At 46.0% G+C, this 15,303-nt stretch carries 14 protein-coding genes; 9 read left to right on the forward strand and 5 right to left on the reverse strand.

Translation table 11 applies throughout. The features are described from left to right. Positions 1–14: 14 nt before the first annotated feature. The 3 genes from R2S67_RS21395 to rarD form a co-directional block, all read right to left on the reverse strand. Positions 15–686 (reverse strand): LysE family translocator, encoded by a 672-nt coding sequence (locus R2S67_RS21395; protein WP_161443651.1) that lies wholly within the window; start codon positions 684–686, stop codon positions 15–17. A 101-nt stretch (positions 687–787) separates the two neighbouring features. Further along, positions 788–1,585: an AraC family transcriptional regulator gene (locus R2S67_RS21400; protein WP_031780599.1), complete on the reverse strand. Its 798-nt coding sequence runs from the start codon at positions 1,583–1,585 to the stop codon at positions 788–790. A gap of 73 nt (positions 1,586–1,658) precedes the next feature. Next, positions 1,659–2,576, reverse strand: coding sequence for an EamA family transporter RarD (rarD, locus tag R2S67_RS21405; RefSeq protein ID WP_258681490.1), 918 nt, complete (start codon positions 2,574–2,576; stop codon positions 1,659–1,661). Between the two features lie 174 nt (positions 2,577–2,750). On the opposite strand from rarD, the gene recQ reads away from it, so the two are divergent. From recQ to R2S67_RS21420, 3 genes are all read left to right on the forward strand, one after another. Next, positions 2,751–4,586, forward strand: coding sequence for an ATP-dependent DNA helicase RecQ (recQ, locus tag R2S67_RS21410; RefSeq protein WP_005397012.1), 1,836 nt, complete (start codon positions 2,751–2,753; stop codon positions 4,584–4,586). Positions 4,587–4,595: 9 nt separating this feature from the next. Further along, positions 4,596–4,901 carry a DUF3630 family protein gene (locus R2S67_RS21415; protein ID WP_005397009.1) on the forward strand — a complete coding sequence of 102 codons (306 nt, stop codon included), beginning with the start codon at positions 4,596–4,598 and terminating at the stop codon, positions 4,899–4,901. A 282-nt stretch (positions 4,902–5,183) separates the two neighbouring features. Further along, on the forward strand, positions 5,184–5,852 hold the full coding sequence (locus tag R2S67_RS21420; protein WP_005397008.1) for a 7-cyano-7-deazaguanine/7-aminomethyl-7-deazaguanine transporter: 669 nt from the start codon (positions 5,184–5,186) through the stop codon (positions 5,850–5,852). A 180-nt stretch (positions 5,853–6,032) separates the two neighbouring features. Here the strand turns inward: R2S67_RS21420 and gppA are convergent, their stop codons facing one another. Further along, positions 6,033–7,526, reverse strand: a complete 1,494-nt coding sequence (gene gppA, locus R2S67_RS21425) for a guanosine-5'-triphosphate,3'-diphosphate diphosphatase (RefSeq protein ID WP_046874560.1) — start codon at positions 7,524–7,526, stop codon at positions 6,033–6,035. 19 nt (positions 7,527–7,545) lie between these two features. Further along, positions 7,546–8,865 carry an ATP-dependent RNA helicase RhlB gene (gene rhlB, locus R2S67_RS21430; protein WP_005397003.1) on the reverse strand — a complete coding sequence of 440 codons (1,320 nt, stop codon included), beginning with the start codon at positions 8,863–8,865 and terminating at the stop codon, positions 7,546–7,548. Between the two features lie 111 nt (positions 8,866–8,976). Here rhlB and trxA point away from each other — a divergent pair, with 111 nt between their 5' ends. The 6 genes from trxA to fre all read left to right on the forward strand — a co-directional run bounded on the left by trxA (position 8,977) and on the right by fre (position 14,797). Further along, positions 8,977–9,303 carry a thioredoxin TrxA gene (gene trxA, locus R2S67_RS21435; RefSeq protein ID WP_004745500.1) on the forward strand — a complete coding sequence of 109 codons (327 nt, stop codon included), beginning with the start codon at positions 8,977–8,979 and terminating at the stop codon, positions 9,301–9,303. A 196-nt stretch (positions 9,304–9,499) separates the two neighbouring features. Then, entirely contained in the window at positions 9,500–10,759 is a 1,260-nt protein-coding gene (gene rho, locus R2S67_RS21440) for a transcription termination factor Rho (protein ID WP_005378757.1), read from the forward strand. 105 nt (positions 10,760–10,864) lie between these two features. Then, positions 10,865–11,857 carry a hypothetical protein gene (locus tag R2S67_RS21445; RefSeq protein ID WP_005398448.1) on the forward strand — a complete coding sequence of 331 codons (993 nt, stop codon included), beginning with the start codon at positions 10,865–10,867 and terminating at the stop codon, positions 11,855–11,857. A gap of 92 nt (positions 11,858–11,949) precedes the next feature. Continuing rightward, positions 11,950–13,803, forward strand: coding sequence for a 4-hydroxy-3-polyprenylbenzoate decarboxylase (gene ubiD / locus R2S67_RS21450; RefSeq protein ID WP_317347002.1), 1,854 nt, complete (start codon positions 11,950–11,952; stop codon positions 13,801–13,803). Next, the gene (locus R2S67_RS21455; protein WP_012841284.1) at positions 13,800–14,069 is read left to right on the forward strand and encodes a 2Fe-2S iron-sulfur cluster-binding protein; all 270 of its coding nucleotides are present in this window, start codon (positions 13,800–13,802) and stop codon (positions 14,067–14,069) included. Before ubiD ends, R2S67_RS21455 begins: the two co-directional genes overlap by 4 nt. Before the next feature lie 14 nt (positions 14,070–14,083). Beyond that, complete coding sequence (gene fre / locus R2S67_RS21460) at positions 14,084–14,797, forward strand: NAD(P)H-flavin reductase (RefSeq protein WP_005398442.1); 714 nt, start codon at positions 14,084–14,086, stop codon at positions 14,795–14,797. Positions 14,798–15,303: the final 506 nt, after the last annotated feature.

Genomic DNA, 15,303 nt, shown 5'->3' on the forward strand with positions numbered 1-15,303 from the left:
AGTGTGCGACGCTTTTAAATCAGAGAGTTATCGAGAAAGGAGCGGAAGGTTTGCACTAAAATACTGCTGCCAACTAGAGTAAATACCACACCACATAAACCATCTATATAAATGCTGGCTTGCTGCAATCTTGTTTGCAAGCGCTGCGTTGACAGCATCCATGCAAGGCTAGAAAACCAGAGTAGCGACAAACCAAACAAAATCACCAGAGCAATTCCTTTTCCTGTCACCGACATGCCCACTGGGACAAGGCTCGACATTAAACTCACAAAAAATACTAAGGCTTTGGGGTTGAGAATATTGGTTGCGAACCCCTTGGTAAACGCTTGGCGTTTATTACCGATCACAAGGTTACTGTTTTTGCTTGGCTGATCAGAAAGTGGGTTTTTGATCATCGCGATCACGCCGCGCAGTGCACCGATACCCAAATACAACAGATAGCTGCCCCCAAGCAATTGTAAGACGGAGTAGAGCAGAGGATGCTGGTGAACTAAATAGCTCACCCCCGTTATGCTGAATAAAGAATGCAGCAAAATACCGACTGATAAGCCAAGCGCAATGTATAAGCCGGTTTGACGGCCATGACGGGTGGCATTTTGTACCACAAGCGCAAAATCCGGACCTGGGCTCATTAAGGCAATGAAGTGGATACTGGCAAGCGTTAAAAGGATAGTCGATTCATTCATAACACATCTCAAAACATAGTGGATATGAGCTATTGTCGTGATTCTTATTCGCTAGTGCTTGTAAAAAACTAGCAGTACTGAATACCACAGCGTATGAGATATTAGCGTGCCACTTGTGAAGGCGAGACGCCATAGGTTTGTTTAAACGCTTTACTAAAGTGGGCTTGATCATAAAAGCCCACTTGATAGGCGACGTCCGTACCACACCATCCTGCTTGGAGTAGTTTCATTCCTTGCTCTAATCGCAAGCGAGCAAACCAAGCGTAGGGAGTCATCCCCGTTTGCGCTTTGAAATGGCGTTGAAACTGCGTGGGGCTCAGTTGGCAGAGCTCTGATAGTGCATCTAAACGGACCGTTTGGTCGAGATTCGCCATTAAGTAATCTTTTAAGGTATGTAAAGACTGTTTCCCAAGAGGGACCACTTTTTGCCTCGCGAGTGATCCGTAGCGATCAAAAAGTTGATTAAATCCTTCAAAAGGAAGGCAATCTTTGGTGAGTTGGCTGAGGTTATCGCGGCGAAGAAGAGCATGCAAGTTACTAAGTTGTGAAAATATCTGTGGATCTGAGATGATCAATTCATTAAAGCGGATTATTTGACCATTTTGACTAAGATCGGCAAGATCGCTGAGTAGGTGCGGCTCGATCGCAAATACATTCACTTCATAGCCACTTTCGAGCTTAGAGTGCCCGTCGTGCAGTTCATCTGGCGGCATAATTACGATTTGCCCATGACCTACTTGATGGCTACAGCCTTGATATTGGAACTTTTGCGTGCCATGCGTGATCAGACCGAGGTGAAAATCCAGATGATAGTGCCTTTGAAAAGCAAACTTCTGGTATTTCGCCTCGATCAGGCTCAGCTGATCATGGTCGGTTGCGTAGTATTGAATCTGTTCCATTACATACAAAAAAGCTTGGTCACATTATGACCAAGCTTATCTGGCAATTTCTAACTTGTCTTGTAAAAAACGATCACTGTGGCTGAACGATTCGGCGTGAGCGACGGTTGTTGCGCAGTCCATCAAAGCTAAATACGACTAGCGCTCCCCAAATAAAGGCAAAGGTAATCGCTTTATCCATGGTAAAGGGTTCGCCATACATCAGTACTGCAAGTAAGAACATCAAGCTTGGGCCAATATACTGGAAAAAGCCCAATGTTGATAATTTGAGTCTTGTTGCCGCACCCGTAAAACAAAGCAGGGGCAGTGTGGTAATCACACCTGCTGCAATCAACAAGCTATTTAATGCTAACGGGTTAGTGAGCATATTCGACGTTGGGGTTTCTGCAATAAACAGCAGATACACGGCGGCGACAGGCAGAAGGAGTAATGTTTCGATAAACAATCCTGTTTTTGCATCGACACTGACTTTCTTCCTTAAGAGGCCATAGAAGCCGAAACTCATTGCTAACGCCATCGCAACAATGGGCACGGAGCCGAATACAATCAATTGGACCAGTACACCACAGCCCGCTAATACGACAGCAAACCATTGCAACTTACGAAGTCGCTCTCCCAAAAAGACCATGCCGAGCAAGACATTGATTAATGGGTTGATGTAATAGCCTAAGCTCGCGTCAAGCATATGATTGGAATTGACCGCCCAGATGAAAATCAGCCAGTTTCCGCCAATTAATACAGAACTTGCGATCAGGTAAGCGATCTTCGTTTTGTCTTTCGCGATGTAGTAAACCGAGCGCCAGTGACGGCCAAAGTGAAGGAGTGCGGCAAGCAAAAAGAAAGACCAAATCACCCGGTGGCTCAGAATCTCCAAAGGGGATACTTGTGCGATGGATTTAAAATACATCGGCGCAATGCCCCACATGGTATAGGCACCAATCGCCAGCAAGATACCTTGCCGAGCGCGTTGTTGTTCGTCTTCTGGTGTCATGAGGTGTCACCTAATTGTGTGTTTATAGAGCAGAAAATCAGTATACGAGTCGTGATGCGAAACACCTAGCAATTTGCGGTTTTATTCACCACGAAACCCCATTACAATGTGCCCTCACTTTGTGTGCCTGGGCATGCAAAAGCATTTCTACGATCACTCAATCTGAGATTATTCATGACCTCAACCTTGCTAGCCGAACAATCAGATACGCCTGTAACGCCTCAACGTGTGTTGGAGGAAGTATTCGGTTACCAGACGTTTCGTGATGGCCAGCAAGAAGTTATTGAAGCCGCTATCGAAGGCAAAGACAGCTTAGTCATCATGCCGACGGGTGGTGGTAAATCTCTCTGTTACCAAATTCCGGCGTTAGTGCGCTCAGGGATTACCTTGGTGATTTCACCGCTGATTTCATTGATGAAAGACCAAGTTGATCAGCTGAAAGCCAATGGCGTAGCTGCGGAGTGTGTGAACTCGACCATGAATCGAGAAGAGCTACTGAGTGTGTATAATCGTATGCACTCTGGTCAGCTTAAGCTAGTGTATGTTTCGCCAGAGCGCGTGTTAATGCGTGACTTTATTGAGCGTTTAGAAAACTTACCCTTATCTATGATCGCCGTGGATGAAGCACATTGTATCTCTCAGTGGGGACATGATTTTCGCCCAGAATACGCGGCGTTAGGTCAGTTAAAGCAACACTTTTCGCATGTGCCCTTTATGGCACTCACTGCCACTGCCGATGATGCGACGCGTCGTGATATTCTAGAACGCTTACGCTTACATGAGCCTCAGGTGTATCTAGGAAGCTTTGATCGTCCCAACATTCGTTACACCTTGGTAGAAAAGCACAAACCGGTTTCTCAAATCATTCGCTATCTAGCCACCCAAAAGGGAAGCTGCGGCATTATTTATTGCGGCAGTCGTAAGAAAGTTGAAATGGTGACCGAGAAGCTATGCAACAACCATATCCGCGCTGCTGGTTATCATGCAGGGATGGATACTGAAGAGCGAGCTTACGTTCAGGAAGCTTTTCAACGTGATGACATTCAAATCGTCGTTGCGACGGTTGCATTCGGCATGGGTATCAATAAGCCAAACGTGCGCTTTGTTGTGCATTTTGATATTCCACGTAACATCGAGTCCTATTATCAGGAAACTGGTCGAGCAGGGCGAGATGGCCTGCCTGCCGAGGCGATGATGTTGTATGACCCAGCCGACATCAGTTGGTTGCGTCGTATGTTGGATGAAAAAGATGATGGACCGCAGAAGCAGGTAGAAAGCCACAAACTCAATGCGATGAGTGCTTTTGCGGAAGCGCAAACCTGTCGTCGTCAGGTACTGCTCAACTATTTTGGAGAGTATCGCGAAAAGCCGTGTGGTAACTGCGATATCTGCCTGGACCCACCAAAACACTTTGATGCGACCGAAGAAGCGCGCAAAGCGTTGTCGTGTGTTTACCGCGTTAACCAAAGTTTTGGTATGACGTATGTGGTTGAGGTGCTGCGTGGGATGCAAAACATTCGTGTGCGCGAACATGGCCACGATAAAATTTCGACTTACGGCATTGGTCGTGATCACAGCCATGATTACTGGGTGAGTATCTTCCGCCAGTTAATTCATAAAGGGCTGCTATTTCAAAACATCACTCGTAACTCGACGTTGCAATTAACCGAAGAAGCACGTCCATTACTACGTGGTGATGTGTCTTTAGAACTTGCAGTTCCACGTTTAGATACCGCTGCACGTGCCGCGAAGTCGGATAAACTGACCAGCAAAAACTACGATAAGAAGTTGTTTGCCAAACTACGTAAGCTACGTAAGTCGATCGCCGATGAAGATGGTTTACCACCATATGTGGTATTCAGTGATGCGACCTTGATTGATATGGCAGAAATGCTGCCAACGTCATACGGCGAAATGTTAGCGGTTAGTGGCGTTGGTCAACGTAAACTAGAAAAATACGCCGATCCATTCTTGGATCTGATCCAAGAACACATTACTCACCACGGATAAGGAATCCATATGCACAAGGAATTTGGTCTCGCTGATTACATTGTTGAAGAAGGGCGTCTTATTATTACCGCTCCAAGCTTCGACCTCGATACTTTTCCGGCACTGGGTGAGCGTTTGGTGGGATTATTATCTGCGTCTGTGGTAGAAAAACAGTGGGATGCGGATATTCACTCTTGGTTGATCGATTTTGAAGGCTGCCGCTTATTTATGAAAGCGGAGCACTACAGCGAAGCGATTTGGTTTGAAGCGCTAACAATAGAAGAGAGTAGGGAAGAGCTCGACTATTTAGCCGGATTGTTCCAACGCGGCTTCTAAATTCAAGTTATCTATTCTTTAAAGGGTGTTTCACATGAAACACCCTTTCTTATTTTTGCATCAAAGCCCTTGGTTTTGACGTGATGTTCGCGAAGAAACGTTTGCGTATAAAACACCGCTTGTGAGTAAAATTGGTTAATGTATAATCGCCCACCGCTTTACTCTGAATGAGTTAAGCTAGTTTAATCGTCATTTTTTACATTGTTGGTAAGAGTGCTTTTCTCTGTAGAAAACGCTCGATTTGGGTTCCCTCGCCCCCAAACCAAACTAAAAAGGTATCGCATGAGTAACTTTACCCCTGCGCAGCAGCGCAACGCCCTTATCTATCTGGTTTTATTCCACCTAGTCATTATTGCATCCAGCAATTACCTAGTTCAGCTACCGTTTACTATCTTTGGCTTACATACCACCTGGGGGGCATTCACCTTCCCATTTATTTTCCTTGCGACGGATTTAACCGTACGTATTTTCGGTGCTCAGTTGGCGCGTAAGATCATTTTCTTAGTAATGTTGCCTGCTTTGGCTGTCTCTTACTTCTTATCGGTGGTGTTCTTCGAGGGGCAGTTCCAAGGTTTTGGTCACTTAGGGGAATTTAACTTATTCGTTGCTCGTATCGCGATTGCTAGCTTCATGGCGTATCTACTTGGTCAGATTATGGATGTGCACGTGTTCAACCGCCTACGCCAAATGAAACAGTGGTGGGTGGCCCCAACGTGTTCAACGCTTTTTGGTAATGCACTGGATACCATCGCCTTCTTCGCGATTGCGTTCTACCAAAGTCCAGATCCATTTATGGCGGAACATTGGACGGAAATCGCGCTGGTGGACTACGGCTTTAAGTTAGTGATTAGTCTTGGTCTGTTTGTGCCTATGTACGGCGTACTACTGAATTACTTAATTAAGAAGCTAACGGCAGTGAACCCTAACTTTAAAGTTACGACGACGGCATAGTTTTCATCAGTTAATAGCAACAAAGCCGCTTTTGATAGCGGCTTTGTTGTTTCTAAAGCAAATGTACAGCGAAATGAGTATTTAGATCATTGGTGTCTCAAAACTCTATGAGTTGTACATAGGATAATAACGGGTATTAAAAAGGCTCCAAAAGGAGCCTTTGTCATGGGATAACAACCATTAATCAGAGGTAATCGTTAATGGCCAACCGATATCAGTTTGACGGTTGGATTCGATTTCTAGCTCAGCGGCGGTCAACGGGTTGGCCGCTAGCCACTGTGCATCAATGTTTAATGTTAGGTTGTCACCTTCAGCCGTTAATACGACGTTTGGCTCTAAGTTTTGGTTGCGACGGTGAGTCAACAACACCGCTAAGCGCAACAACCGCAGTACGCGCTTGGCACTTGAGCCTGATAACGCGTGTTGCTCAGGCAGTGAGGTGAGTTGTTCTCGATAACGACGGGCAATCTCACCAATAAAGAACTTCTGCGCGCGAGTGTAGCCAGGTAAATCCAAATTCTGGAGTAGGTAAGCACTGTGCTCACCGCCTTTTTTGAAATCGATCGTTAAGCCGATTTCATGCAGCTTTGCGGCGGTTTCAAGCAATATCTTGCCTTGAGGTTCCGTAATCCACTCATCGCCGCCGGCTTGCTCCAACAGTTTGCTTGCCAGTGTCGCAACTTGTTCACCGTATTGGTGATCGAGCTGATAACGATTTTGTACGCTGGCAATTGTGCGAGCACGGATGTCTTCTTGACGTAGCTCTTCAACCATCTCGTAGACTAAGCCTTCACGTAGTGCGCCGCCCGCGAGTGTCATCGCGTCGATTTCCAGTAATTCAAAAACGGCAATCAAAATAGATAGGCCGCTAGGGAACACTAACGCACGTTCAAGCGTTAAGCCTTCAATGTCGAGCTCTTCTAAATGATCGGCTAACATGGCTTGCTTCTGCAGGCGTTTCAATTTGGAGTGAGTGATTACTTCGTCCATACCTTGCGCTAGCATTATCTCTTGCAATGCCTGAACGGTGCCTGATGCGCCAACGCACACATCCCAACCGATTTCTGTATAGCGCTCTAGAATTGGCTGGATTGTCTGCTTCGCGCCTTCAATTGCTGCGTCAAAGTTACGCGCATTCAACTGGCGATCTTTAAAGAAGTTTTCCAGCCAAGTCACACAACCCATTTTTAAACTGGTCAGTGCTTTGGCTTCGAAACCTTCACCGATGATGAGTTCTGTACTTGCGCCACCAATATCGACCACAAGACGTCGACCGCTGCCTCCAGAAGTGTGTGCGACACCTTTATAGATAGTGGCCGCTTCTTCTTCACCGGAGATAACGTCGATTGGTTGACCAAGAATCTGGTTCGCTTTCTCCAGAAACACATCTACATTCGTGGCGGTACGTAAAGTGGCTGTGCCTACAATACGAATGTTTTGTTTAGGAATATCCTGCAAGCGTTCCGCAAATAGACTTAAGCAGTCCCATCCTCGCTGCATAGCTTCCATACTAAGAGAATTATGTTCATCTAGGCCCGCTGCTAGACGAACCTTGCGCTTAATTTTAGCCATTGTTTGAACGCTGCCATCGATATGACGCACAACGAGCATGTGAAAACTGTTCGACCCGAGGTCGATGGCGGCGTATAGCGGCGATGATCCTGCTTGACTCATAAACGAACTCAGTTTCCTTTTACGATTGTTTTGGTGCCGATTGACGCGGTTGGCGCGGACGACGTCCTTGCGGCTTGCGGTTACCTGAACCTGAACGAGTACCGCCAGTATTCGTACGACGCTGTTGGTTGCGTGGCGCACGCATACGAATTGGCGCTGGCAGATCTTGGATCAGCGCTGACGAATCGTATTCTGAAACTGGGATAGTGTGCTCAATGTATTCTTCGATTGCAGGCAGGTTAATTGCGTACTCTTCACAAGCAAAACTGATCGAGTGACCGCTTGCACCAGCACGACCGGTACGGCCAATACGGTGAACGTAATCTTCACAGTCGTCAGGAAGGTCATAGTTGAAAACATGCGTCACTTGAGGAATGTGCAGACCACGCGCAGCAACGTCAGTTGCAACAAGAATGTCGACATCACCTTTGGTGAATTGCTCAAGAATCTTTTCACGTTTCTTCTGCGGTACATCACCAGTAAGAAGACCGACACGGTGTCCATCGGCAGCCAAGTGACCCCAAACCGATTCACACTTGTGTTTCGTGTTCGCAAAAATGATGGCGCGATCTGGCCATTCTTCTTCAATCAAAGTTTGAAGGAGGGCCATTTTATCTTCGTTAGAAGGGTAGAAAAGTTCTTCCTGAATGCGGTGACCAGTTTTCTGTTCTGGCTCTACCACAACATGCTCAGGAGTGTTCATGTGCTCAAATGCCAGTTCTTGAACACGGTAAGAAAGCGTCGCTGAGAACAGCATGTTCAAACGCTCTTTTGGTTCAGGCATACGACGGAACAAGAAGCGAATGTCTTTAATAAAGCCAAGATCGAACATGCGGTCGGCTTCATCCAGAACAACGGCTTGAATGTTGTTAAGGTTGAATACGCGCTGTTTGTAGAAATCGATGATACGACCTGTCGTACCAATCAGAATATCGACACCATCTTGCAGCTTATTCAATTGCTTATCGTAGCTTTCACCACCGTAAGCCAAAGCGGTTTTTAGACCAGTGCTCTCAGTTAATGCTTCTGCATCATTGTAAATCTGAATAGCAAGCTCACGTGTTGGCGCCATAATGATTGCGCGTGGCTGCGTAGGTTTACGACCTTCATGCTCCGGTGTCGTCAGAAGGTGGTTGAATGTAGCAGTAAGAAACGCGAGCGTTTTACCAGTACCCGTTTGGGCCTGGCCTGCGATGTCTTGGCCGGTGAGCAGGACCGGCAACGCCAAGGCTTGGATAGGGGTACAAAATTCGAACCCTTTTTTGTCCAATCCTTCAATAACTTGGGGCTTTAAGCCCAAATCGGCGAACTTTTGCTCTGTGATATGCGTCTTTTTCATGGCTATAGAATATCAGCTAAAGCTTGCAATACGAAAGTAAATACATTCCAATAGGGCATCTAATTACTGGTTATCATCCAACCAGTTTCGAAAAACACATTGGAGTGGAAGATGAGTGATAAGATTTTGCAGCTAACTGATGACGGTTTTGAAAACGATGTAATCAACGCTGCAGGCCCGGTTCTAGTGGATTTCTGGGCAGAATGGTGTGGTCCTTGTAAAATGATCGCTCCTATTCTGGACGAAATCGCAGACGAGTACGAAGGCAAACTCACTATCGGTAAACTAAACATCGACCATAACGCAGGTACACCACCTAAGTTTGGTATTCGCGGCATTCCAACGCTACTGCTATTCAAAGACGGCAACGTAGCGGCAACGAAAGTTGGTGCTCTGTCTAAAACTCAACTAAAAGAGTTTTTGGACGCAAACTTATAATCACCAAGTGATTACAGATAAAACCGTGCAAAGTAACAACGCACGGTTTTGTTTTTCTAACTCTGGACTAGAATACTAATTAGTGCTAACTTATCGCGCGTTAATTGAACAAATTTCTCTTCTTGGTCGATCCTGAGACCAAATCCATCTTAACTAGAAAACAGATCTTATTTTGACTAAACAAGAATCCACCACCATGAACCTTACCGAACTGAAGAACAGACCTGTGTCTGACCTTGTAAAACTGGGCGAAAGCTTAGGATTAGAGAACCTAGCTCGCTTAAGAAAACAAGACATCATCTTCGCGATTTTAAAAGCGCACGCTAAAGGCGGCGAAGACATCTTTGGCGATGGGGTTCTGGAAATTCTGCAAGACGGCTTTGGTTTCCTACGCAGTGCAGATAGTTCATACCTTGCGGGTCCGGACGATATCTACGTATCACCAAGTCAGATTCGTCGCTTTAACCTACGTACTGGTGACTCTATCGCTGGTAAAATTCGTCCACCAAAAGACGGTGAACGCTACTTTGCCCTTCTAAAAGTCAATACCGTTAACGACGACAAACCAGACAACGCTCGTAACAAGATCCTATTTGAAAACCTTACCCCTCTACATGCAAATGAACGCATGGTAATGGAGCGTGGTAACGGTTCTACAGAAGACATCACAGCACGTGTTTTAGATTTGGCATCGCCTATCGGTAAAGGTCAACGTGGTCTGATTGTTGCTCCGCCAAAAGCGGGTAAGACAATGCTTCTGCAAAATATTGCTCAAAGCATCGCATACAACCACCCAGAGTGTGAGTTGATGGTACTTCTTATCGACGAACGTCCAGAAGAAGTAACAGAGATGCAGCGTCTAGTTAAAGGTGAAGTAGTCGCGTCGACTTTCGATGAGCCAGCATCTCGTCACGTACAAGTAGCGGAAATGGTAATCGAGAAAGCAAAACGTCTTGTTGAACACAAGAAAGACGTGGTTATCCTGCTTGACTCTATCACTCGTCTCGCTCGTGCTTACAACACCGTAGTACCTTCATCAGGTAAAGTACTGACAGGTGGTGTGGATGCAAACGCACTACACCGTCCTAAGCGTTTCTTCGGTGCGGCACGTAACGTTGAAGAGGGTGGTAGCCTAACGATCATCGCAACAGCACTAGTTGATACTGGTTCTAAGATGGATGAAGTTATCTACGAAGAGTTCAAGGGTACAGGTAACATGGAACTGCACTTGAACCGTAAGATTGCTGAGAAGCGTGTATTCCCTGCGATTGACTTCAACCGTTCAGGTACACGTCGTGAAGAGCTACTGACGAAGACTGATGAACTACAGAAAATGTGGATTCTGCGTAAGATCGTTCACCCAATGGGCGAAATCGACGCAATGGAATTCCTCATTGATAAGCTAGCGATGACGAAGACCAACGATGAGTTCTTCGATGCGATGCGTCGTCAGTAATAGCTGAGTCCTTATTCTAAAAAAGCCACCGTTAACGGTGGCTTTTTTGTTGCTTTCTCCCGATGGAAGCATCAGAATGAGAACAAATGTTATCGGGAGGTTAACATGCAACAAGGAATGTTGTCGTCATTACTCCTGAGCTTGTCACTTATCACACTACCCGCGACGTTATCTGCCAAGGAAATGCAGGAGTCTGTAGTAGAACAGTGGCTTCAGGATACTCAAATACAGGCTAAAGTCTCTGAACTGCTTGATTACGTTGTCAGGGATGAAGTCGACTCGCTTAAATTTGCCCTTGATCGACTAGCTTTACCTCAACAAGAGGTCGTGCGTTTTCGGTTATTGGAAAAGCTTGAGAAGCAAGATGTGATTCTCACGCCTAGAATGGCTCTGTTTGTTGAGTCTCAGATCCGTATGACTCCTACTTATCAGGTTCTAGAGCGAGGGGACGGGTATGAGTTTAGTGTGCCTGCCTTTAACTTTCCTGCCATTGCGAGCCGCTTGATTAAGCGTTGGAAACAAGACCAAAGTACCTTGGACTTTGTACTACAAGCTGAGCGAAAAGAGCTCGACTTAAAGCAATGGCTTACAGGGCAATCTCAACAAGCTCAGGCGCGTGAAGCACTTTTGATTCGAGAGTTGGACAGCTTATCACCGCATGCGCTTGCCGCATTAACCACTCAGTTAACCAAAGCGAATGTGACCAGTTGGCTACCATCGACAGCCGTGATCGTGAGATTAGCGCAAGTAAGTCAAGATGAGGAAGTGTACAACTTACTCTGGCGGATGAGAGCGGATTACAACAGCCAGTCCGAACTCGAGCGTTTAGCTACGGTTGGGGACGTTTTTTCAATTCAGCAATTGATGAACTCCACCGTCAATCCGTCACTCAAACCAGAAGCCATTAGTCTACTCACAAAATCCAACCCTTTATCTCCGCAAGTGAAACAGTTTCTAGTGAGCAAAATGGCACTATCGGAAGAAGCTACCATGGTTGCTCGAGAGCTGGCGCAGCAAGGGCATCAAACCTGGTTGGAAGAGTTAGTCTCTAACAACCATCAAGTGAAGACCCGGCAGATAGAGCAAGTATTAAAGTAATCTGGCTCACATACCCACACAAAATAGGAGGATCTTAGCGTCCTCCTATTTGTTATACTGCGGACAGTTTAATCAGCCAGTCATGAAGGCCTATGAGTTTTAAGGATTTACGCGAATTTATCGACCACCTAGAACAGAAAGGTCGACTTAAACGCATTGCTCACCCCGTCGACCCCGCTTACGAAATGACAGAAATCAGTGACCGCACCTTGCGTGCTGGTGGACCTGCGCTGTTGTTTGAGAACCCAATTGGCTACGACGTACCTGTTTTGACCAACCTATTTGGTACACCAGAGCGTGTCGCGATTGGTATGGGACGTGAAGATGTTAAAGAATTAAGAGAAGTCGGTAAGCTGCTGGCTTATTTGAAAGAACCTGAGCCACCAAAAGGCTTCAAAGACGCATTGGAAAAATTGCCAGTGTTCAAGCAAGTATTGAACATGCCAGCCAAGCGCTTAAGAAAAGCATCGTGCCAAGAGATTGTGTGGCAAGGTGATGAAGTCGACTTGGACAAAATCCCGGTAATGAGTTGCTGGGCGGAAGACGTTGCACCACTGCTTACGTGGGGCTTAACCGTGACCAAAGGTCCAAACAAGAAACGTCAGAACCTAGGTATTTACCGCCAACAGAAAATCGCCAAGAACAAAATCATAATGCGTTGGTTAGCTCATCGTGGTGGTGCGCTTGACCTACGTGATTGGATGGAAACCAATCCAGGTAAACCTTTCCCAGTTTCGGTTGCGTTTGGTGCAGACCCCGCAACCATTCTTGGCGCAGTAACGCCAGTGCCAGATACGTTATCGGAATACGCATTTGCAGGTTTACTACGTGGCAGCAAAACTGAAGTCGTGAAGTCAGTTAGTAATGATTTGGAAGTGCCAGCGAGCGCTGAAATCGTGATGGAAGGCTATATCGACCCGAACGAGTTTGCTGATGAAGGTCCTTATGGCGATCACACTGGCTACTACAACGAAAAAGAAAAGCACCACGTGTTTACCATTACGCACATTACCATGCGTAAAGACCCAATCTACCACAGTACCTACACAGGCCGTCCGCCAGATGAACCAGCTGTATTGGGTGTGGCATTAAACGAAGTCTTTGTGCCGATTCTGCAAAAGCAGTTCCCAGAGATCGAAGACTTCTATCTACCGCCAGAAGGTTGTTCGTACCGAATGGCAGTCGTCACCATGAAGAAGCAGTACCCAGGACATGCCAAGCGCGTAATGATGGGGGTGTGGTCTTTCTTACGTCAATTCATGTACACCAAGTTTGTTATTGTGTGCGATGAATCGGTAAACGCGCGAGATTGGAATGATGTCGTTAAAGCCATGTCAGAGCATATGGACCCTGTACGTGATACCTTGATGATAGATAACACGCCAATCGACTCGCTCGACTTTGCTTCACCAGTGGTTGGGCTTGGCTCCAAAATGGGCTTGGATGCGACCATTAAATGGGATGCTGAGCTGGCGACGCGAACCGAGGTCACTGAGCGAGACAGCAAAGCGATTACCGAAGCAGAACTGAATGAGTTAAAACAGCAACGTCCTGAGATTGTTGACGTCTATCTACCAGCTGCAGCAAACAACCAATTTGCTGTCGTGACCATGAAGAAAGACCAAGCTGGTCAATCTCAAGAATTGATGGAATATCTATGGGGCTTCTTTGCTCAGTACGCGGATAACAAATTCATTATCTTGTGCGACGATGACGTTAATGCACGAGATTGGAATGACATCATTTGGGCGGTGACAACTCGAATGGATCCAGATAGAGACACCATTCAAGTGCGTGGTAAGACTGAGAGTTCATCCAAATTAGGATTGGATGCGACCAACAAGTTCGAATCTGAAGTCACGCGCGAGTGGGGTACGCCTATCAAAAAAGATCCTAAACTTGTGGCTAAAGTCGATGAGATTTGGGACCAGTTAGGTATTCTATGAGTCATCAAGTCCACCTTCTACCAATGGACGTTACGTTTCCAGTAAAAGAAGGGGAGACGGTGTTGGAAGCCGCGCTCAACAACAATATTCGCTTCCCACACCGTTGCCAAGTTGGCGCTTGTGCCATGTGCATGTGTAAAAAGCTAACGGGCGAGGTGAATTACCACCTCGAACCGATGCTAACCGAAAAAGAGCAACAGCAAGGTTGGATATTCCCTTGCCAAGCCTATACAGAAAGTAATTTAGTGCTTACTTTTGATGAGTAAGCGAGAGGAACACCATGACCATCCAATGTAAAGTAAAGTCTATTCAGCCGTTAGCTTGTAATACTTACCAAATCCTTCTTCACCCAGAATCACCAGTGCCTTTTAAAGCGGGTCAGTACCTAATGGTAGTGATGGGTGAAAAAGACAAACGTCCTTTCTCTATCGCGAGCAGCCCTTGCCGTCATGAAGGTGAACTTGAACTGCATATCGGTGCGGCGGAACACAACGCTTACGCTCAAGAAGTTGTCGAAGCAATGCAAGCGGCGCTTGAAACTGATGGTCAGATTGAAATTGATGCCCCGCATGGTGATGCTTGGGTTCAAGAAGAAAGTGAACGTCCACTATTATTAATTGCTGGTGGTACAGGTTTTAGTTACGTGCGCTCGATTCTGGATCACTGCGTCGCGCAGAATAAAACCAACCCTATCTATCTATATTGGGGTGCGCGCGATAACTGCCAACTTTATGCAAAAGAAGAACTGGTCGAGATCGCCGATAAGTTTACTAACGTTCACTTTGTTCCAGTAGTAGAAGAAGCACCTGCTGATTGGCAAGGTAAGGTTGGTAACGTGCTACAAGCGGTGAGTGAAGATTTCGAAAGCTTAGAAAACTACGATATCTATATTGCAGGTCGTTTCGAAATGGCTGGAGCAGCACGTGAACAGTTCACTCAGAACAAGAAAGCGAAGAGCGAACGTATGTTCGCAGACGCGTACGCATTCATTTAAATACGACTTTTGAGGCTGAAAAAGAGGGTTTTTTACCCTCTTTTTTGCTTTTTTGATGAAATAGTCATCGAACAGTCAGTTTTTTTCATTTTTTTCCAAAAAAGGGTTGCGAACGGATCTGAGTTCCCTATAATGCGCATCCACCGACACGGCAGACGCGATAAGGCTTCAGCAGAGTCGGAGAGGTAAAAAGCTTCTACGAAAATAAAATTGAAAAAGTGTTTGACACTGTCAATTAAATCGATAGAATGCACCTCCGCTTTGAGAGAAAACTTCTCGCAAAGCAAGCTCTTTAACAATATAGACCTATCAATCTGTGTGGGCACTCGTTGATGATAATCCAATTMGATACYTCGGTATCAAATTAGGTTTCAATGAAACGAAGTGACCATTGAATCKWMRGATTCAGCACAGTCAATTCAAACATTACTTTATGTAATGTTCAGTATTCATTGAGCCGAACAAAATCTTAAATTGAAGAGTTTGATCATGGCTCAGATTGAACG

Origin of the sequence: Vibrio sp. T13N, assembly GCF_032970445.1 — a bacterium.
In the GTDB taxonomy this organism is placed as follows: domain Bacteria; phylum Pseudomonadota; class Gammaproteobacteria; order Enterobacterales; family Vibrionaceae; genus Vibrio; species Vibrio diabolicus.